The sequence below is a fragment of the Kribbella sp. NBC_00889 genome, assembly GCF_045207705.1.
Taxonomy (GTDB): Bacteria; Actinomycetota; Actinomycetes; order Propionibacteriales; family Kribbellaceae; genus Kribbella.
In genome coordinates this window covers 409,484-426,640 of sequence record NZ_CP108783.1, presented here as the reverse complement: position 1 = coordinate 426,640, position 17,157 = coordinate 409,484, and the positions used below count along the sequence as shown (strand labels likewise).

The following is a 17,157-nucleotide window of genomic DNA, read 5'->3' as shown; positions in this document are numbered from 1 at the left end:
GCCCTCCACTACGATCGAACGGGTGACCGACGAGGACTTCTCGCTGCAAGACATCCTGGAGTCCCGGGACGCCGGCACGTTCGTCGGGCGCACCGAGCCGCTGCAGCTGTTCGAGCAGAACCTGGCGCTGCGGCCCAACGATCCCCGCCGCCGCTTCGTCGTCAGCCTGTACGGCGACGCCGGCGTCGGCAAGACGTCGCTGGTCCAGCGCTGGCAGGCCGCCGCGACCAAGAGGAAATGTGCCACCGCGTACGTCGACGAGGCGTTCGACGTACTGTCTGGGATCGAACAGCTCGCCCGCGGTCTGGCCGCCTCCGGGTCCGCCTGCCGCGGTTTCGACAGCAGGCTGAGGCAGTACCGCAAACTGCGTCTCAGCGTCGACTCCGATCCTGGCGCCCCGTCCGGGATCTCGTCGGTGCTGACCCGGGCGGCGGTCCGGCTCGGGATCCGTGCGGCCGGCGAGATCCCCATCGCCGGCGTGCTGGCCGGTGCGATCGACGAGAACGAGGTCGCGTCGCGGGTCGACCAGTACCGTGCCTACCTGGCCGGCAAGATCACTCGGCACGACGATCTCGAGCTGCTGCTGTCACCGGTCGAGGCGCTCAGTACGGCGTTCGTCACCGATCTCCGCAAGATCGGCCAGCGCCGGCAGATCGCGCTGTTCATCGACACCTTCGAGCGGACCGGCCCCGCCCTCAACGGCTGGTTGCTGGCCCTTCTGCGCGGCACCTGCGGCAAGTTGCCGGCCGACATCGTGGTGACGGTGTCCGGTCAGCATCCACTCGACCCGAACCAGTGGGCCGGCCTGCGGAACCTCCGCGTCGACATCGAGCTGCAGGTGTTCACGGAGGCGGAAGCGCGCGAGCTCCTCGCCACCCAGCAGATCGTCGATCCCGGCACCGTGGACGTGATCCTCCGGCTCTCCGGCTGTCTGCCGATTCTCGTCGCCCTGCTGGCGGAATCGGCGGCTCGCGGCACCGCCGGATCGACGGATCACGCCGAGACCGCCGTCGATCGCTTTCTCCGGGAGGTGCGGGACAAGGACCGGCAGGCGGCCATCCTGGCCGGCGCGATCCCCCGCCGGCTCGACCGCGACATCCTCGAGGTGGCCGCCGGGACGACCGTCGACCTCGATTCGCTCCGTCGCCTCCCCTTCGTCTCCGCCCATGCCGACGGCTACCGCTACCACGACGTCGTCCGTACGCCGATGCTCCGCTCGCTGCGGCGCGCCTCCCTCCCCGACTGGACCGAACGCCAGCGGGCTCTGGCCGACCACTACCGCGAGCGGCTGGCAGAGCTCGATCTCGGTCCCACCAAGCGCTGGCGGGACGCCCGCTGGCGCGAGCTGAAGCTCGAGTCCACGTACCACGAGCTGTGCGCGGGCGGCGTGCCCGAGCTGCCGAACGCACTGGAAGGGCTGATCGACGCCTACGGCCGGACCAGCGACAGCACGGCCAAGTGGGCCCAGATGATCGCCCAGGCCGGCGATGACTCCGACACCGACGAGATCCGGTCCCGCGGCGAGCAGCTGACCACCCTGCTCCAGGGATCGACGAGCGACGAGCTGCTCCTCCTCGACGGCCTCGCCCTGGATCCGCTGCTGAGCACCTACCACCGAGCGGGCGCACTCACCGAACGCAGCCGGCTGCACGAGCGCCTGAAGGACTACGAGGCTGCGCTGCGAGACCTCGACCGTGCGGACGCCCTGCTGCCCGACCGCAGCTGGATCGTCGGCCCGCGCGGACGGATCCACGCCGATCTCGGCGACTACGACAAGGCCTTCGAGGACCTCGCCGAGGCCATCCGGATCGCCCCCGACTACGCGGGTGCCTACTCCTCCCGGAGCTCGATCAGCCGGCGTCTTCGCAAGTACGACGCCGCCCTCGAGGACATCGGTCGCGTGATCGAACTACGCCCGCGCGATGCCTACTACCTCACGGTCAGGAGCTCGATCTACCGGGACCTGCGACGCTTCGCCGAGGCGAAGACGGATCTGGATCATGCGCACGCCCTGGCACCGACAGACACCTGGGTCCTGCTGTCCCGGGCCCGGCTCTGGCGCGATCAGCGGATGGAGCGCGAGGCGCTGGCCGACCTCGACAAGGCCGTCGAACTCGACCCGCAGTACACCGCGGCACTCGACGACCGGGCCGATATCCTCCTGTCCCTGGGGCAGTACGCCGACGCACTGGCAGATCTCGACCGAGCGATCGCGGCGGATCCGGGCGATCGGTGGTCGTTCACGATCAGGGCCCGGGTCTACGAGCGCTCCGGCGAGTTGTCGCGCGGGGTGGCCGACTTCACCGCGAGGATCCGGACCGATCCGGACAACCCGGTCCTGCTGCGCGCGCGAGCCGACCTGCATCTGAGCGCGCGCCGGTACGACGGTGCGCTGCGGGATCTCGACCGCGCCCTCGAGTTGAGCCCCGACGATCTGTCGGCGCTCACGACGCGGGCGCTGGTGTACGACCGGTCGGGCCGTCGCTCCCGGGGACTCGCCGACCTCGACCGGGTGCTCGAGCTCGATCCGACCCGTGGTCCGACGTTCGGGATCCGGGCCGGGATGAGAGCCGCCGCGGGCCAGTACGACGGCGCGGTCGCGGACGCCGAGCGCTCCCTCGAACTCGACCCGTTGTCGGCACTGGCGTTCGACCAGCGTGGGTCCATCCGGCTGGATCACGGTGATCTCGACGGGGCCTTGGACGACCTCGATCGAGCCATCGAGCTCGATCCCGCTCTCGGTTCGGCGCTGGTTTCACGGGCGCAGATCGCAGAACTGGAAGGCCGGTACACGCAGGCGCTGGCGGACCTGGATCGTGCCGTCGACGTCGCCCGGCGGAGTGCCGGGGCGCTCTCGCGGCGCGCCAGAGTGCACGAGCGGCTCGGAAACCTCGACGCGGCCCGCGCCGACCACGACCGCGGGGTGACGATCCCCCGCAACCAAGGCTGGGCCTTGATCTACCGCGGCCAGTACTTCCTCCGCGTGGTCGGCGACCACTCGGCGGCCTTGCACGACTTCACCCAGGCGATCGACCGGCTCCCGCGGACAGCGACCGCCTGGATCGGGCGGGGCGAGACCTACCAGGCGATGGGCAAGACGGCCGCCGCACTGGCGGACTTCGAGCGTGGCGCCGAGCTCAATCCGAAGAACGGCTGGGGGCTGTACCGGCAGGCGCTGATCCGTCTCGGCCAGGGCCGCGACGACGACGCGGCGGCGTTGCTCGAGTCGGCGCTGTCGTCACTGGACGATGAGGCGGACCTGCCGCGCCCGGATCTGCGCCGGCTGGTCCGCCAACCCACTTTCCTGACCGCGCTCGGAGCGCAGCGCGACGCGATCAACTACGTCGAAGGCGCGTTGGCGGAGGACCTGCCGGCGGATCTGCTGCGCCAGATCGGGGAGGAGCTGACCGAGTTGGGGGAGTTCATCGGCGCGGACAAGGTCGCGCCGGTCCTCGACGTAGTGAGGTCAGGTCAGCTCGATGCAGACGTTGGTGGGCTCGGAGTAGAAGGCCAATGAGTGCGTGCCGCCTTCGCGGCCGACGCCGGACAGCTTCATGCCGCCGAACGGCGTACGGAGGTCGCGGAGGAACCACGTGTTGATCCAGACGATGCCGACGTCGAGCGCCGGGCCGGCACGGTGCGCGCGGCCGACGTCGCGGGTCCAGACGGTGGCCGCCAGGCCGTAGTCGCTGTCGTTGGCCAGCGCGTAGGCCTCGTCCTCGGTGTCGAACGGGGCGATGTGGCAGATCGGGCCGAAGATCTCCTCGGTGGTGGCGCGGGCGTCCTGCGGCAGGCCGGTCACCACGGTCGGTTGCACGTAGCAACCACCGTCGCGGGCGTCGCCGAACGACGGTACGCCGCCACCGGTCAGCACCTCAGCACCTTCGGATCGGGCCAGGTCGTAGTACGAGAGGACCTTGTCGCGGTGCTGTTTCGAGATCAGCGGCATGTTCATGGTGGCCTCGTCGGCCGGCCAGCCGTAGGTCAGCTCGGATGCTCGTTGCGCCAGCCGAGAGCAGAACTCGGTGAAGATCGGGCGCTCGACGTACAGCCGTTCGGTGCACAGGCAGACCTGGCCGCCGTTGGTGAACACGGACCGCACCGATCCCTCGACCGCGGCGTCCAGGTCAGCGTCCGCGAAGACCAGGCCGGCGTTCTTGCCACCGAGCTCGAAGGACACCGACTTCACCCGGTCCGCGGCGACCTTGGCGATCGCCGTACCGGTCGCCGACTCGCCGGTGAAGGTGATCGCGTCCACACCGGGATGCCGGGTCAGGTACTCCCCCGCCGACAACGGGCCGAAGCCGTGGACGAGATTGAACACCCCAGGCGGTACGCCGGCCTCCGCCATCACCTCGGCCAGCACGGTCGCCGAGGCCGGTGTCTCCTCGGACGGCTTCACCACCACAGCGTTGCCGCAGGCAAGCGCCGGCGCGACCTTCCAGGTGAGCAGGAGCAGAGGCAGGTTCCACGGTACGACGATCGCCACCACGCCGACGGGTTTGCGGACGGCGTAGTTCAGCGCCCGCCGGCCGTCCGGCAGCACGGTCGTGTACGACTCGGTGGCAGCCGTGGTCGCGAAGTCGGCGAACGCACGGAAGTTCGCCGCACCGCGCGGAATGTCGAGCGTGCGGGCCTGGCTGATCGACTTCCCGGTATCACCCACCTCGGCCGCGACGAGGTCCTCGAACCGGCGCTCGAGTCCGTCGGCGACACGGCGCAGTACCACCGCCCGTTCCTGCTCGCTGAGACGTCCCCATGGTCCCTTCAGCGCCGCACGGGCCGCCTGCACCGCCGTGTCCACAGCCGACTCGTCCGCCTCGCAGACGTCGAAGATCTGCTCACCCGTCACCGGGCTCACCTTCGCGAACGTCGAGCCGTTCTCCACGAACTCGCCGTCGACGAAGTTCCGCAGCAACCCCACCGACTTGGGCTGCCCGGTCAGCAGCTCCGGCGTCCACAGACTCATCGCCGTCTCCTCCGTGCGATCCCGAGCAGTACGCCGGCAGCAGCCACGGCACCCAGCCCGAGCACCTGGTGCTGCCGATGGACGCGTTGACGGACTTCGGCGTACGGCGTGGTGGAGAACGAGACGAGCTCGTAGCGGGAGACATACGTGCCGGGGAGCAGGCGTTCCAGGGCGTGCTCGATGCGCTTGGTGAGGCGGAAGACGGGCGACGCGACCTTGTCCCGCATCTCGACGAAGTTGCCGAGCGCCATCTCCGCGATCGCCTCGGAGTTCTCCCGGCGCCGCGCCTCGAACAGCGGCAACGCCCGAGCCCACGACCCGGCGGTGTCGTCGAGGCAGCGGTCCAGCTCGACCACGTCCTCGAAGGCACAGTTCGCGCCCTGGCCGTAGAACGGCACGATCGCGTGCGCCGCGTCGCCGATCAGCGCGGTCCGCCCGTGCGCCTGCCAGGGCAGCGTGTGCACGGTCCCGAGCACACCGACCGGGTTGTGCAGGTAGTCGCCCACCAGATCCGGTGCCAACGGCAACAGATCCGGGTACGACGTCCTGAAGTGGTCCTCGATGTCCACCTCGGAGGTCAGCGCGTCGAACGATCCGGCCGGCCAGAACAGCGTGCAGGTGAAGGACCGATCCGGATTCGGCAGCGCGATCATCATCGACGTACCTCGCGGCCAGATGTGCAGCGCACCAGGGTCAAGCGCGAACTCACCGTCGGCCGCCGGGATGGACAGCTCCTTGTACCCGTAGTCGAGGAAGTCGACGTCCTCGGCAACGATGCCCTCGGCAAGCAACTGCTCGCGCACCGCGGACCCGGCGCCGTCCGCGCCGAGCACCACGTCGGCCTCGGCCGAAACCTTCCCCGACGGCGTCGCGAACACCATCCGCCCGGCCTGCGACTCGAGCTCGACCAGCCGATGCTCGAACTCGACCGACACGCCCGGAGCCTCCGCGGCTGCCGTCAGCAGCGCATTGTTCAGTGCACCACGGCTGATCGAGTTGATCGCGCGGTCACCGCCGGCCGAGTACGCCTGGAAGTCCAGCGGTCCGGAGACCGGGTGGATCATCCGGCCCTTCATCGGCAACGCGTCGGCCATCACCTGGTCGACCAGCCCGATCCGCCGCAGCGCATCCAGCCCGCGCTCGGAGATCGCGAGGTTGATGGACCGGCCGCGCTCGGCCTGTCCGACGCGCGGGTCCGGCCGCCGCTCGTACAGCGTCACCGACAACCCGCGCCGGGCCAGGAAACAGGCCAGGAGACTCCCGGTCAGCCCGGCTCCGACGATCGCGACCTTCATGCCGGCACCGCCTCAGCCAGAGCCGTCGCCGCCCGCCAGCAGTCGTGGTACGTCGAGTACAGCGGCACCGGCGCCAGGCGCAGTACGTCGGGCTCCCGTGAGTCCGCGATCACGCCGTACTCGAACCGCAACCGCTTCGCCAGCGCACCCGCGCCGTGCGCACCACCGATCCGCACCGATAACTGCGCCCCACGCCGCTGTGGATCCGTCGGCGTGATGACCTGCAACGGCCGCTCGATCATGACCTCGCTCAATTGCCTCTCCAGGTACGACGTCAACCGCAGACTGCGTTCGCGCAACACACCGATACCGATCTTGTCGAAGATCTCCAGCGACGTACGCACCGGGCTCATCGAGAAGATCGGCGGATTCGACACCTGCCACGCATCCGCGGACGCGGGTGGTCGCGACTCCGGCGTCATCTCGAAGCGGGTCGACGCCTCGGTGCTCCACCAGCCCTCGAACCGCGGCCGGTCGCCGCCCAGGTGGCGCTCGTGCACGAAGGCACCGGCGAGCGCACCCGGCCCGGAGTTGAGGTACTTGTACGAACACCAGGCGGCGAAGTCCACGCCCCACTCGTGCAGCGCCAGCGGGACGTTCCCCGCCGCGTGCGCAAGGTCCCAGCCGACGATCGCACCGGCCGCGTGTCCGGCCTTGGTGATCGTCGGGATGTCCATCAGCTCGCCGGTCAGGTAGTTCACCCCACCCAGCAGCACCAGGGCCACGTCGCCGCCCAGCTGCTCGACGACGTCCGCCGTACGCAGGCACTCCTCGCCCGGGCGTGGCCGCAGGCGGATGATCGCGTCGTCGGCGTCGTACCCGTGGAAGCGGGCCTGGGAGCGTACGGCGTAGCTGTCGGAGGGGAAGGCGGAGTCCTCGATCACGATCCGGTGCCGCGAGCGGGTCGGGCGGTAGAACGAAACCATCAGCAGGTGCAGGTTGACCGTGAGTGAGTTCATCACCACGGTCTCGTTCGGCAGCGCACCCACCAGCCGTGACGCCGGTCCGGTCAGGAGCTCGTGGTACGGCAGCCACGGCCGGCCGGCGTCGAGGTGTCCCTCAACGCCCAGCGACGCCCACGCGTCGAGATCCTCGAGCAGCTCGGCCCGGGTCGCGCGCGGCCGGAGCCCGAGCGAGTTCCCGGCGAAGTACGCCACGTCCGGGTACTCGCCACCCTGGGCCGGCGGTACGTCGAACAGATCGCGGTGCCCGGGGTCCGCGGCATCGAGTTCCAGCGCCTCAGCCTCCGCGCTCACGCCTCGGCGACCTGATCCGTCGCGGGCTCCGCCAAGTCGTCCACCACGTCGTCCGCCTTGGCGGGCTTGTCGGCCGGCGGGTCGATCAGCTGGCCCTTGCCGAGCACGGTGATGCCGCCCGTGGAGACGGTGAAGCCGCGTTCGCGGTCATGATCCGGGTCGACACCGATCTCGACGCCGTCCGGGACGACCACGTTCTTGTCCAGGATCACGTTGACCAGCCGGGCCCCGGCGCCGATCTTGCAGTTGTCCATGATCACCGCGCGCTCGATGTAGGCGCCGGCACTGACGATCACGTTGGCGCCGAGCACCGAGGTCTCCACGGTCGCGCCGGTCACGATCGAGCCCTGGCAGACGATCGACTCGCCGACGGTCGCGTCGTCGGTGAACTTCGCGCCCGGCAGTTGCGGGTGCGAGGTGAAGATCGGCCAGTCGGAGTTGTAGAGGTTGAACACCGGCTGGATCGAGACCAGGTCCATGTGGGCCTCGTGGTAGGAGTCCAGCGATCCGACGTCACGCCAGTACGAGCGGTCCCGGTCGAGCGCGCCGGGTACGTCGTTGTCGCGGAAGTCGTAGACTCCGGCCTTGCCCTCGGCAACCATCATCGGGACGATGTCGCCGCCCATGTCGTGCCGGGAGGCCGGGTTCGCGGCGTCCTTGCGGAGCGCCTCGACCAGGACGTCGGCGCTGAACACGTAGTTGCCCATCGAGGCGAACGTCTCGTCCGGCGAGTCGGGCAGTCCGGGCGGGTCGGCCGGCTTCTCCAGGAACTCCTCGATGCTCTGTCCGTCCGCACCGGTCTTGATCACGCCGAACTCGCTCGCCCCGGCCCGCGGCACCCGGATCCCGGCCACGGTGACGCCGTTCCCACGCTCCAGATGCGCGGCGACCATCTGGGCCGCATCCATCCGGTACACGTGATCGGCGCCGAACACCACGATGACCTCGGGCTTGAAGTCGTCGATCAGGTTCATCGACTGGTAGATCGCGTCCGCGCTGCCCTGGTACCACTGCGGGCCGAGCCGCTGCTGGGCAGGTACGCAGCTGACGAAGTTCCCCAACAGGGTGGACATCCGCCAGGTGACCGTCACGTGCCGGTCCAGCGAGTGCGACTTGTACTGCGTCAGCACGAACAGGTTCCGGATCCCGGCGTTGACCAGGTTGGACAGCACGAAGTCGATCAGGCGATAACTGCCCCCGAACGGCACGGCCGGTTTGGCCCGGTCCGCCGTCAGCGGCATCAACCGCTTGCCCTCGCCACCGGCCAGCACGATTCCGAGAACTCTGGGCGCCTTTGCCATGTCCGCACCTTAGCTCTGGGAGGCGGCGTGCATAAGCGCTTGCGAGTGTCGCGACACTGGGGGGATGCCAACGCTCATCGAACCTACGGTCGCCGTTCACCGCTCGTTCCTCGCTGCCTGGGACGAGTTCGGGCCGGACGACGAGCGGTGGATGGGTGCACGGGCGATCAGCGGCGACGAGGAGGAGTGGAGCCGCGAGCAGGCCGCGGATCCGGACGAGTTCGCCCGGATGGTCGAGCTGATCCGGATCGAGGCGGATCCCGCCACCGAACTGCGGCCGGACCTGGTCCACCAGAGCGTGCTCTGGTTCGTCGACGGCCAGGAGTGGCTCGGCCGGCTGTCGATCCGCCACGACCTGACCCCGGTCCTGATCGAGCTCGGCGGCCACATCACCTACGGCGTACGGCCGTCGGCGCGGCGCCACGGTCACGCGACCCGGATGCTGACCCAGTCCCTGCCGATCGCCGCCGGGCTCGGCATCGACCCGGTGCTGGTCACCTGCGACCTGGACAACGTCGGCTCACGCAAGGTGATCCAGGCGGCCGGGGGCGAATTGGAAGACGAACGACACGGAAAGCTGCGGTTCTGGGTACCGACACACGTCGCGTGATGACCTAGCCTCGGACGCATGAAGGTCGCCATCCTGACGCGTGAGTATCCTCCGGATGTGTACGGCGGGGCGGGGGTGCACGTGGACTTCCTGGTTCGCGAGCTGCGCCGGCTCCTCGACGTGGACGTGCACTGCATGGGCGAGCCACGCCTCGGCGCGACCGCGCACTCCGAGGACGACGCACGCATCCCGCAGGCGAACGCGGCGCTGCGCATCCTGTCCACCGACCTGACCATGACGGCCGCGGTCGGCGACTCCCAGCTCGTCCACTCCCACACCTGGTACGCGAACATGGCCGGCCACTGGGCCAAGCTCCTGTACGGCGTACCGCATGTCGTGACCGCTCACTCGCTGGAGCCGCGCCGCCCGTGGAAGGCCGAGCAGCTCGGTGGCGGCTACCGCCTGTCCAGCTGGGCCGAGCGGACGGCGTACGAGGCGGCCGACGCCGTGGTCGCGGTGAGCAACGGCATGCGGGACGACGTACTGGACTGCTACCCGGCGATCGACCCGGACAAGGTGCACGTGATCTCGAACGGGATCGACGCCGACTTCTACCGGCCGGATCCGGCGACCAACGTGCTCGAGCGGCTCGGGGTCGACCTGAGCCGGCCGTACGTGACGTTCGTCGGCCGGATCACCCGGCAGAAGGGCGTCCCGCACCTGCTCCGGGCCGGGCTGCGGCTGGACCCGTCGGTGCAGCTGGTGCTGCTCGCCGGCGCTGCCGACACGGTCGAGCTGAAGGTCGAGACCGATGCCCTGATCGACGACCTCAAGGCGGCCCGGGACGGCGTGTTCGTGGTCTCCGAGATGCTCCCGCGCGACGAGGTCCGGCAGGTGCTGACGCACGCGCTCGCGTTCTGCTGCCCGTCGGTCTACGAGCCGCTCGGCATCGTCAACCTGGAGGCGATGGCGTGTGAGACCGCCGTCGTGGCCAGCGCGGTCGGCGGCATCCCCGAGGTGGTCGACGACGGCGTCACTGGCACCCTGGTCCGGTACGACGAGAACGACATCGACGCGTTCGAGCGCGACCTGGCCGCGGGGATCAACGACCTGGTCGACAATCCGGCCAAGGCGGCCACGATGGGCAAGGCCGGCCGCGAGCGGGCCGTCTCCGAGTTCGGCTGGGACGCTGTGGCGGACCGGACTGTGCAGCTGTACACCAGCCTGCTCGGGTAGGCGAAAGTCCACCTCCAGCCGGGGGCCGAGCACCCTCGTCGCACGCTCGGCCCAGCGGTTGGCTGGAGGCATGACTCCACGGATCACCAAGACCGTTGCCGCCACTCTCGCCACGGCCGCGCTGCTCGCGGCCCCGATCTCGGCGTACGCCGCTGTCACCCAGCCGACGCTCTCGGAAGCCGCCGTCACCAGCGTCCATGCCCCGCGTGGTGCGCTCGTCTCAGCCGTCCCGATCGCCCGACTGACCGCAGCCCAGCTGGACGGAGCCGCGGCCGGGACGGGCTTCGTCGGTACGCCGGCGGCCAAGCACGACGTCACGGCGTACCGGTTGATCTATCGGACCGTTGACCCCAACGGCCGGCCCACCACCGCGAGCGGTCTCGTCGTCCTGCCCGACGGCCGCCACGGCGCGCTGACCGTCGCGGAGTACCTGCACGGCACGACCGCGACGAAGGCCTACGCCGCCTCCGTGTCCGAAGAGTCGACCGACCGGCTCGTCACCGCGCTCTTCGCCGGCCAGGGCCTGGTCGGGGTCGCGCCCGACTACCTCGGTCTCGGGCTCGGACCGGGCGAGCATCCGTACATCGACACCAAGACCGAGACGAGCGCGTCCGCTGATCTGCTGCTCGCGGCTCGCACGTTCGCGCTCAGGCATGGAGTCCTCCTCAAGCGCGACGTGCTCGTCACCGGCTTCTCCCAGGGCGGCCGGGCCTCTGTCGCCCTGGGACGGGCGCTCAGCCGGGGTGAGGTCTCGACGTTCCGCCTCGGCGCTCTGCAGGCCGTGGCCGGGCCGTACGACCTGCAAGGGACCGAGCTGCCGGCCGCCTTCAATGGTGGTCTGGCGCCCGCGACCGCCGCGTTCTACCTGGCCTACTTCACCACTGCGTGGAACCGGACCGTCGGTCTGTACGACGACCCGCGGGAGGCGTTCCAGGAGCCGTACGCGAGCACGGTCGAGGGCCTGTTCGACGGGACGCATCCGGACGAGGAGATCGTTGCCGGACTCCCCGATTCCCCGGAGAAGCTGTTCACGCCGGCGTTCATCGAGCGGCTGAAGCACCCGACCGGTCGCTACCTGCGCGCGCTGCAGGCAGCCGACCAGATCTGCCACGACTGGACCCCGCGCGTACCCGTGCATCTGTACAACGGCACGAAGGACACCGACGTGGTGGCCGCCAACGCGGATGCCTGTGCCACCTCGCTGCGGACTCGCGGCGCGAACGTCACCGTCCACTCGATGGGCGCGGTCGACCACGTGGGTACGGCGCTGGCGGCGTACCCACAGATCGTCGGCGCCTTCAGTCGCTGGGCCTAGGTGTCTGATCCCGCTGCTCGGTGGTCTCATCGGTCTGGTCGCTGGATGCGACGAGGCTGCCGAGCAGGGCGAGCGACTCGACGCTCCGGCTTCCGGGTACGGCGTGGAAGACGACCAGCGTCATGCCGTCGGTGCCACCGATGGTGAGCTTGTCGGACTTCAGCTCCAGGTCTCCGACGTCCGGATGAGTCAGGAGACTCAGCCGGCCGCGGCGCGGGCGGACGTCGTGCCGCGCCCACAGCTGGCGGAACCGCTCGCTGCGCACCGACAGTTCGCCGACGAGCTCGACCAGCCGGGGATCGTCGACCGCCGACCCGAGCTCGGACCGGAGTACGGCGACGCCCTCCTCGGTGAGCTCGTCCCAGTCGCGCCGCAGTGCCTGCTCCGCGGGGTCGAGCAGGACTGCGGTGAGCAGGTTGACCCCGACCGCGTAGTTCGGCGTCAGCGCCGCGCCCAGAGCATTGACCGCGACCACGTCTGTGTACTTGTTCTGCACGTACGCCGGGTTGTTCGGCCAGCCGTCGATCAGTTCGCGGATGCTCTCCGGCACAGGCTCGGTCCTGGGACGTTGCCGCTTCGGGACAGCCCGCGGCTGCTCCTGGACGAGCCCGACCAGGTACGCCGTGGCGTCGGCGTCCAATCGCAGTACGTCGGCCAAGGCCTCGAGCACCTGCACCGACGGGTGCCGGTCGCGGCCCTGCTCCAGCCGCAGGTAGTAGTCCGAGCTGATGCCGGCCAGCATCGCGACCTCCTCGCGCCGCAACCCCGGCACTCGCCGTACGCCGACCCGTCGGAGCCCGACGTCCTCCGGCCGGACCTGTTCGCGCCGGGCTCGGAGATACTCACCCAGCGCGTTGGAGCTGTCCATGTCGTCCACGGTAGTCGGACCCGACGCGCGGAGACTGGGTCCTGTCACTCCCAGGAACAGCGGGACACTCCCTCCTTGGCCGACCCCGAGGAACAGTGGAAGACATGACGAACTCAACCATCACCCTCGCCGACGACCTCACCATCACCCGGATGGGGTACGGCGCCATGCAGCTCGCCGGTCCCGGGGTCTTCGGGCCGCCGAAGAACCGCGACCAGTCGATCGCCGTACTGCGGGAAGCCGTCGACCTGGGCGTCACGCACATCGACACCAGCGACTTCTACGGCCCGGTCGTGGTCAACGAGATCATCAAGGAAGCCCTGCACCCGTACCCGGCCGGCCTGCACCTCGTCACCAAGGTGGGCGCCCGCCGCGGCGACGACGGCAGCTGGATCCCCGCCCGGGAGCCGGACGACCTGAAGGCCGCGGTCCACGAGAACCTCGAGCACCTCGGCCTGGACGTCCTCGACGTGGTCAACCTCCGCACCCCCGCGCACGACGGCGGCAGCGAGGAGTCGATCGCCACCGAGTTCACCGCCCTCGCCGAACTGCAGCAGGAGGGCCTGATCCGGCACCTCGGGCTGAGCGGCGTCACCGTCACGCAGATCCGCGAGGCGCAGACCATCGCCCCGGTCGTCACCGTGCAGAACCTCTACAACCTGGTCCGGCGCGACGACGACGACGTGGTCGACTTCTGCGCCGACGAGAACATCGCGTTCGCGTCGTTCTTCCCGCTCGGCGGCTTCAGCCCGCTGCAGTCCGAGACCCTCGCAAAGGTCGCCGCCCGCCTGAACGCCTCACCTCAGCAGGTCGCCCTGGCCTGGCTCCTGCAGCGCTCCACCACCAGCATCGTCATCCCCGGCACGTCCTCACTCACCCACCTCCGCGAAAACATCGCCGCCCGAGACCTCGTCCTCCCCACCGACGCAATCACCGACCTCGACGCAATCGGGAGGCCCTAGCGACCCCACCCTCCCCACCCTCCCGGCCCTGCCTGCCGTGCCTGCCGTGCCTGCCGTCTCCCGTCTGCCGTCTGATGGGCTGACCTATCAGAACGCGGGTCGGCCAACCGCACACCGCTAGCCAACCCACCCTCCGATGGGCTCACCCACCAGAACCCGCGCCGGCCAACCGCACACCGCTAGCCAACCCACCCTCCGATGGGCTCACCCACCAGAACCCGCGCCGGCCAACCGCACACCGCTAGCCAACCCACCCTCCGATGGGCTCACCCACCAGAACCCGCGCCGGCCAACCGCACACCGCTAGCCAACCCACCCTCCGATGGGTCAACCAGCGAGCGCAGTACGACGGGAGCGGGCGAAGGCACCGCGGATGCGGGCTGCGAGGCGATGGGGAGGGTCGAGCTCGGGCCACGTCACACGGACGAGCTCCAGTCCCAACGCCCGAAGGCGATCCTCCCTGAGCTTCTCCTGGATCAACGTGTCCCGTGATCCGTCGGCGTACTTCGCCAGCCCGTCGAACTCGACGACGGCGCCGTGGTCGGCGAAGTGGAAGTCGACCCGCGCGACGAAACCATCGCCGTCGTCGAACACCACCTGAAGCTCGGGCTCCGGTAGACCCTGGTTGTGCATCAACACCCTGAGCCGTGACTCTCCCGCGGACTCGGACAATGGGGTGGCGAATGCGAGCGCGGAACGGATCGTCGGGCCGCCCGGCCAGCACTCGGTCACGTCCACGAGCCGCCGGAGGTCGTCGGCGTTCATGGCCGGGTGTCGCAACGCCGCGTCCAGACTCACCACCGCTGCCTCGAACGACGTACGCGCGGCGGCTTCGACGACCGCACGGGCCAGCGAGGTCGTTGCCAGACCGTCGACCTGCATCACGTCGGCCCGTCCGAGCAGTCCGCGATGGTGGCGAACACCAGCCTTGACCCCACTCCGCCCCGTCGTACGGGTCAACTGGACCTCGCTGAGATCTGCGCGCCAGACCGGTACGCCGTACTGGACAAGGGCAGAGTGATGACTCACTACGGCCGACCCGGGTTTCATCGAGTTCATCGCCGCGTGAACGAGGAGTCGATGGCGCGCGAGCTGCCGCTCCCATGGCGCCAGGCCGACCAGCTCCTGACGCTCGGCGTACTGCCCGTAGCGCACACGCTCCCAGCGTCCGTCAGCGAGCCGTTCGCGGATCTGTTCCTGGGTATACCCAGCCACGCATGCCTGCCGCGTACTGACCACGCCACCTTGGCCGGCCGCGATTTCCTTCAACTCCGGATTCACGCAATTCAGCATGCCCGCGTTCCACCGCCCGCCGCTCCCCATTCCCTCCCCTTGTGGATAACCCTGATGGGTCAGCCCACGCGACTGTGGGTTGGCCATCCGCGTGCCGTGGGCGAACCCACACTCTGATGGGTCAACCCACCAGACGCCGCGAAGCGCGGGTCGGGGGCGAAGCGCGGGGGCCGGGGGCGAAGCGCGGGGCGGGGGTGGGTGGGTGGGATGGGGGTGGGGTCAGCCGATGCCGGAGGTTGGGGTTTCGGAGGTTAGCCAGGTGGTGAGGAGGCGGGCGCCGGCTCCGGTTGCGCCGAGGGAGTACTCGAAGCGGTCGGCCGGGGACTCCGCGATCGACGACAGGTCCAGGTGGGCCCACGGGATGTCGCCCGCGAACGCCTTCAGGAACAGGGCCGCGGTGATCGAGCCCGGGCCCTTCGAGCTGTTCACCGAGTCGGCGATCGGCGTCGAGATGAGCTCCTGGTACTGCTCGGCCAGCGGCATCCGCCACAGCTCCTCACCCGACACGCGGCCGGCGTCAGCGAGGTTGTCCGCGAGCGCGTCGTCGGTCGCGAACAGACCGCCGTACAGCATCGAGCCGAGGGACACCTTGATCGCGCCGGTCAGCGTGGCGATGTCGACGATCGCGTCCGGCTTCAGTTCCTTGACCGCGTAGGCGAGGCCGTCGGCCATCACCAGCCGGCCCTCGGCGTCGGTGTTCTTCACCTCGGTGGTGCGGCCGCCGTAGTGCCGGATCACGTCGTCCGGGCGGTACGCCGTACCGGACGGCATGTTCTCCGCGGAGCAGATCAGGCCGGTGACGCGGACGTTCGCGCCGAGCTCGCGCAGCGCCGACATCGTTGCCATCACCGAACCGCCGCCGGTCATGTCCCGCTTCATCGACACCATGCCCTCGCGCGGCTTCAGCGACAGGCCGCCGGTGTCGTAGGTGATGCCCTTGCCGACCAGGACGACGTACGGCGTCTTCTTGGTCGCGCCGGCCGGCACGTAGTCGAGCCGGATGAACCGCGGCGGCCGGGTCGAGCCCTTGCCGACCGCGAGGATGCCGCCGAACCCGTCGGCGGCCAGCTTCTTCTCGTCCCAGACGGTGACCTCGAGACCGGACGACTCCGCCAGTTCGGTGGCGCGGGCGGCCATCCAGGCCGGGTCCTTCTCGTTCGACGGGGTGATCGCGAACTGCCGCGCCACCCAACCGGTCCGCCCGAGCACGATGCCGCGGTCGAGCACCGCCTGCCGCTCCGACGCGGATCCGTCGGTCAGTGTCACCCGGCCGACCACCGGCTTGCCCGTGTCGACCGTCTTCTGGGTGTAGGCGAACGATCCGAGTACGACGCCCTCCGCGACGGCCCGCAGCGTCGCATCGTCGATGCCCTCGGCAACGACCGCGGTGAGCTCGTCCTTGCCGCGGCCGAATCTCGCGATCGCGGCCCCGGCGTGTCGCAGGTCCTTGGCGCTGCCGTCACCGGCGCCCACCAGCAGCACCTCGGTCACCTCGCCGGTCAGCAGCGGATAGCTCGCGGTGGCCCCGGCGGTCGGGCTGAAGCCGGTCGCCTGCTGTACCTCGTACAGGCGGTCGAGATCGACTCCGAGCCGCTCGCCCGCCTCTTTGGCGGCAGCGGGCAGACCGCCCTCGCCGACCACGATCACCCAGGTCGGGGCGCCGTGCACCGGCAGACCGGGCTGCCAGGACACGGCGGGAAGAGTCGGGAAGGTGAACGTGTTGCTGCGGCGAGCCACTAGGAGGACCTCACTGGTTTGATCAAATATGGGGACTGCATTGTCCGGGGCCAACCGTAACGACCCCGGCCGGTGCCCGAAAAGGCACCCACCGGGGTCGATGAATTGGCAGAGGTACGGAAGGCACCTCGAGGGATCCGCTCAGCCGACGACGGCCTTGAGCGCGTTGCCGAGTTCGGTCGCTTCGTCGGCGTTCAGCTCGACGACTAGCCGGCCGCCGCCCTCGAGCGGAACCCGCATCACGATCCCGCGGCCCTCCTTGGTGACCTCGAGCGGACCATCGCCCGTCCGCGGCTTCATCGCCGCCATGCGCGCACCCCTTCCCAGTGTCGGTGTTGAGCGACGACACCGCGCGGGGAACCGTCGCCGGCGCCG

General features: G+C 69.8%; 12 protein-coding genes and 1 pseudogene. 5 read left to right on the top strand and 8 right to left on the bottom strand.

What is annotated here, in order from left to right; translation table 11 throughout:
* Positions 1-22: 22 nt before the first annotated feature.
* Positions 23-3,517 (top strand): tetratricopeptide repeat protein, encoded by a 3,495-nt coding sequence (locus OG817_RS02220; RefSeq protein WP_406051799.1) that lies wholly within the window; start codon positions 23-25, stop codon positions 3,515-3,517.
* Here OG817_RS02220 and OG817_RS02215 read toward each other — a convergent pair.
* The 4 genes and pseudogenes from OG817_RS02215 to glgC form a co-directional block, all read right to left on the bottom strand.
* Entirely contained in the window at positions 3,467-4,969 is a 1,503-nt protein-coding gene (locus OG817_RS02215) for a 2-hydroxymuconic semialdehyde dehydrogenase (RefSeq protein ID WP_406051798.1), read from the bottom strand. The two genes, OG817_RS02220 and OG817_RS02215, sit on opposite strands and share 51 nt — an antisense overlap.
* On the bottom strand, positions 4,966-6,264 hold the full coding sequence (locus OG817_RS02210) for an FAD-dependent oxidoreductase (RefSeq protein ID WP_406051796.1): 1,299 nt from the start codon (positions 6,262-6,264) through the stop codon (positions 4,966-4,968). Before OG817_RS02210 ends, OG817_RS02215 begins: the two co-directional genes overlap by 4 nt.
* The gene (gene kynU, locus OG817_RS02205; protein WP_396397189.1) at positions 6,261-7,520 is read right to left on the bottom strand and encodes a kynureninase; all 1,260 of its coding nucleotides are present in this window, start codon (positions 7,518-7,520) and stop codon (positions 6,261-6,263) included. The genes OG817_RS02210 and kynU overlap by 4 nt, the downstream gene beginning before the upstream one ends.
* A 92-nt stretch (positions 7,521-7,612) precedes the next feature.
* Positions 7,613-8,821, bottom strand: a pseudogene (glgC, locus tag OG817_RS02200) (glucose-1-phosphate adenylyltransferase); the annotation flags it as partial.
* 64 nt (positions 8,822-8,885) lie between these two features.
* Between glgC and OG817_RS02195 the strand changes: the two are divergent.
* The 3 genes from OG817_RS02195 to OG817_RS02185 all read left to right on the top strand — a co-directional run bounded on the left by OG817_RS02195 (position 8,886) and on the right by OG817_RS02185 (position 11,922).
* Positions 8,886-9,431, top strand: coding sequence for a GNAT family N-acetyltransferase (locus OG817_RS02195; RefSeq protein ID WP_396397187.1), 546 nt, complete (start codon positions 8,886-8,888; stop codon positions 9,429-9,431).
* Between the two features lie 18 nt (positions 9,432-9,449).
* Positions 9,450-10,607 carry a glycogen synthase gene (gene glgA / locus OG817_RS02190; protein WP_406051795.1) on the top strand — a complete coding sequence of 386 codons (1,158 nt, stop codon included), beginning with the start codon at positions 9,450-9,452 and terminating at the stop codon, positions 10,605-10,607.
* A 70-nt stretch (positions 10,608-10,677) separates the two neighbouring features.
* Positions 10,678-11,922 carry a hypothetical protein gene (locus OG817_RS02185; RefSeq protein WP_406051794.1) on the top strand — a complete coding sequence of 415 codons (1,245 nt, stop codon included), beginning with the start codon at positions 10,678-10,680 and terminating at the stop codon, positions 11,920-11,922.
* Here OG817_RS02185 and OG817_RS02180 read toward each other — a convergent pair.
* Positions 11,906-12,790: a helix-turn-helix transcriptional regulator gene (locus OG817_RS02180; RefSeq protein ID WP_406051793.1), complete on the bottom strand. Its 885-nt coding sequence runs from the start codon at positions 12,788-12,790 to the stop codon at positions 11,906-11,908. The genes OG817_RS02185 and OG817_RS02180 overlap by 17 nt on opposite strands.
* Positions 12,791-12,894: 104 nt before the next feature.
* Between OG817_RS02180 and OG817_RS02175 the strand changes: the two genes are divergently transcribed.
* On the top strand, positions 12,895-13,752 hold the full coding sequence (locus tag OG817_RS02175; RefSeq protein WP_406051792.1) for an oxidoreductase: 858 nt from the start codon (positions 12,895-12,897) through the stop codon (positions 13,750-13,752).
* 327 nt (positions 13,753-14,079) lie between these two features.
* Here OG817_RS02175 and OG817_RS02170 read toward each other — a convergent pair whose 3' ends face one another.
* From OG817_RS02170 to OG817_RS02160, 3 genes are all read right to left on the bottom strand, one after another.
* On the bottom strand, positions 14,080-15,033 hold the full coding sequence (locus OG817_RS02170; RefSeq protein WP_406051791.1) for a hypothetical protein: 954 nt from the start codon (positions 15,031-15,033) through the stop codon (positions 14,080-14,082).
* A gap of 231 nt (positions 15,034-15,264) precedes the next feature.
* The gene (locus OG817_RS02165; RefSeq protein ID WP_406051790.1) at positions 15,265-16,782 is read right to left on the bottom strand and encodes a leucyl aminopeptidase family protein; all 1,518 of its coding nucleotides are present in this window, start codon (positions 16,780-16,782) and stop codon (positions 15,265-15,267) included.
* Positions 16,783-16,923: 141 nt separating this feature from the next.
* Positions 16,924-17,091 (bottom strand): DUF3117 domain-containing protein, encoded by a 168-nt coding sequence (locus OG817_RS02160; RefSeq protein WP_012923066.1) that lies wholly within the window; start codon positions 17,089-17,091, stop codon positions 16,924-16,926.
* Positions 17,092-17,157: the final 66 nt, after the last annotated feature.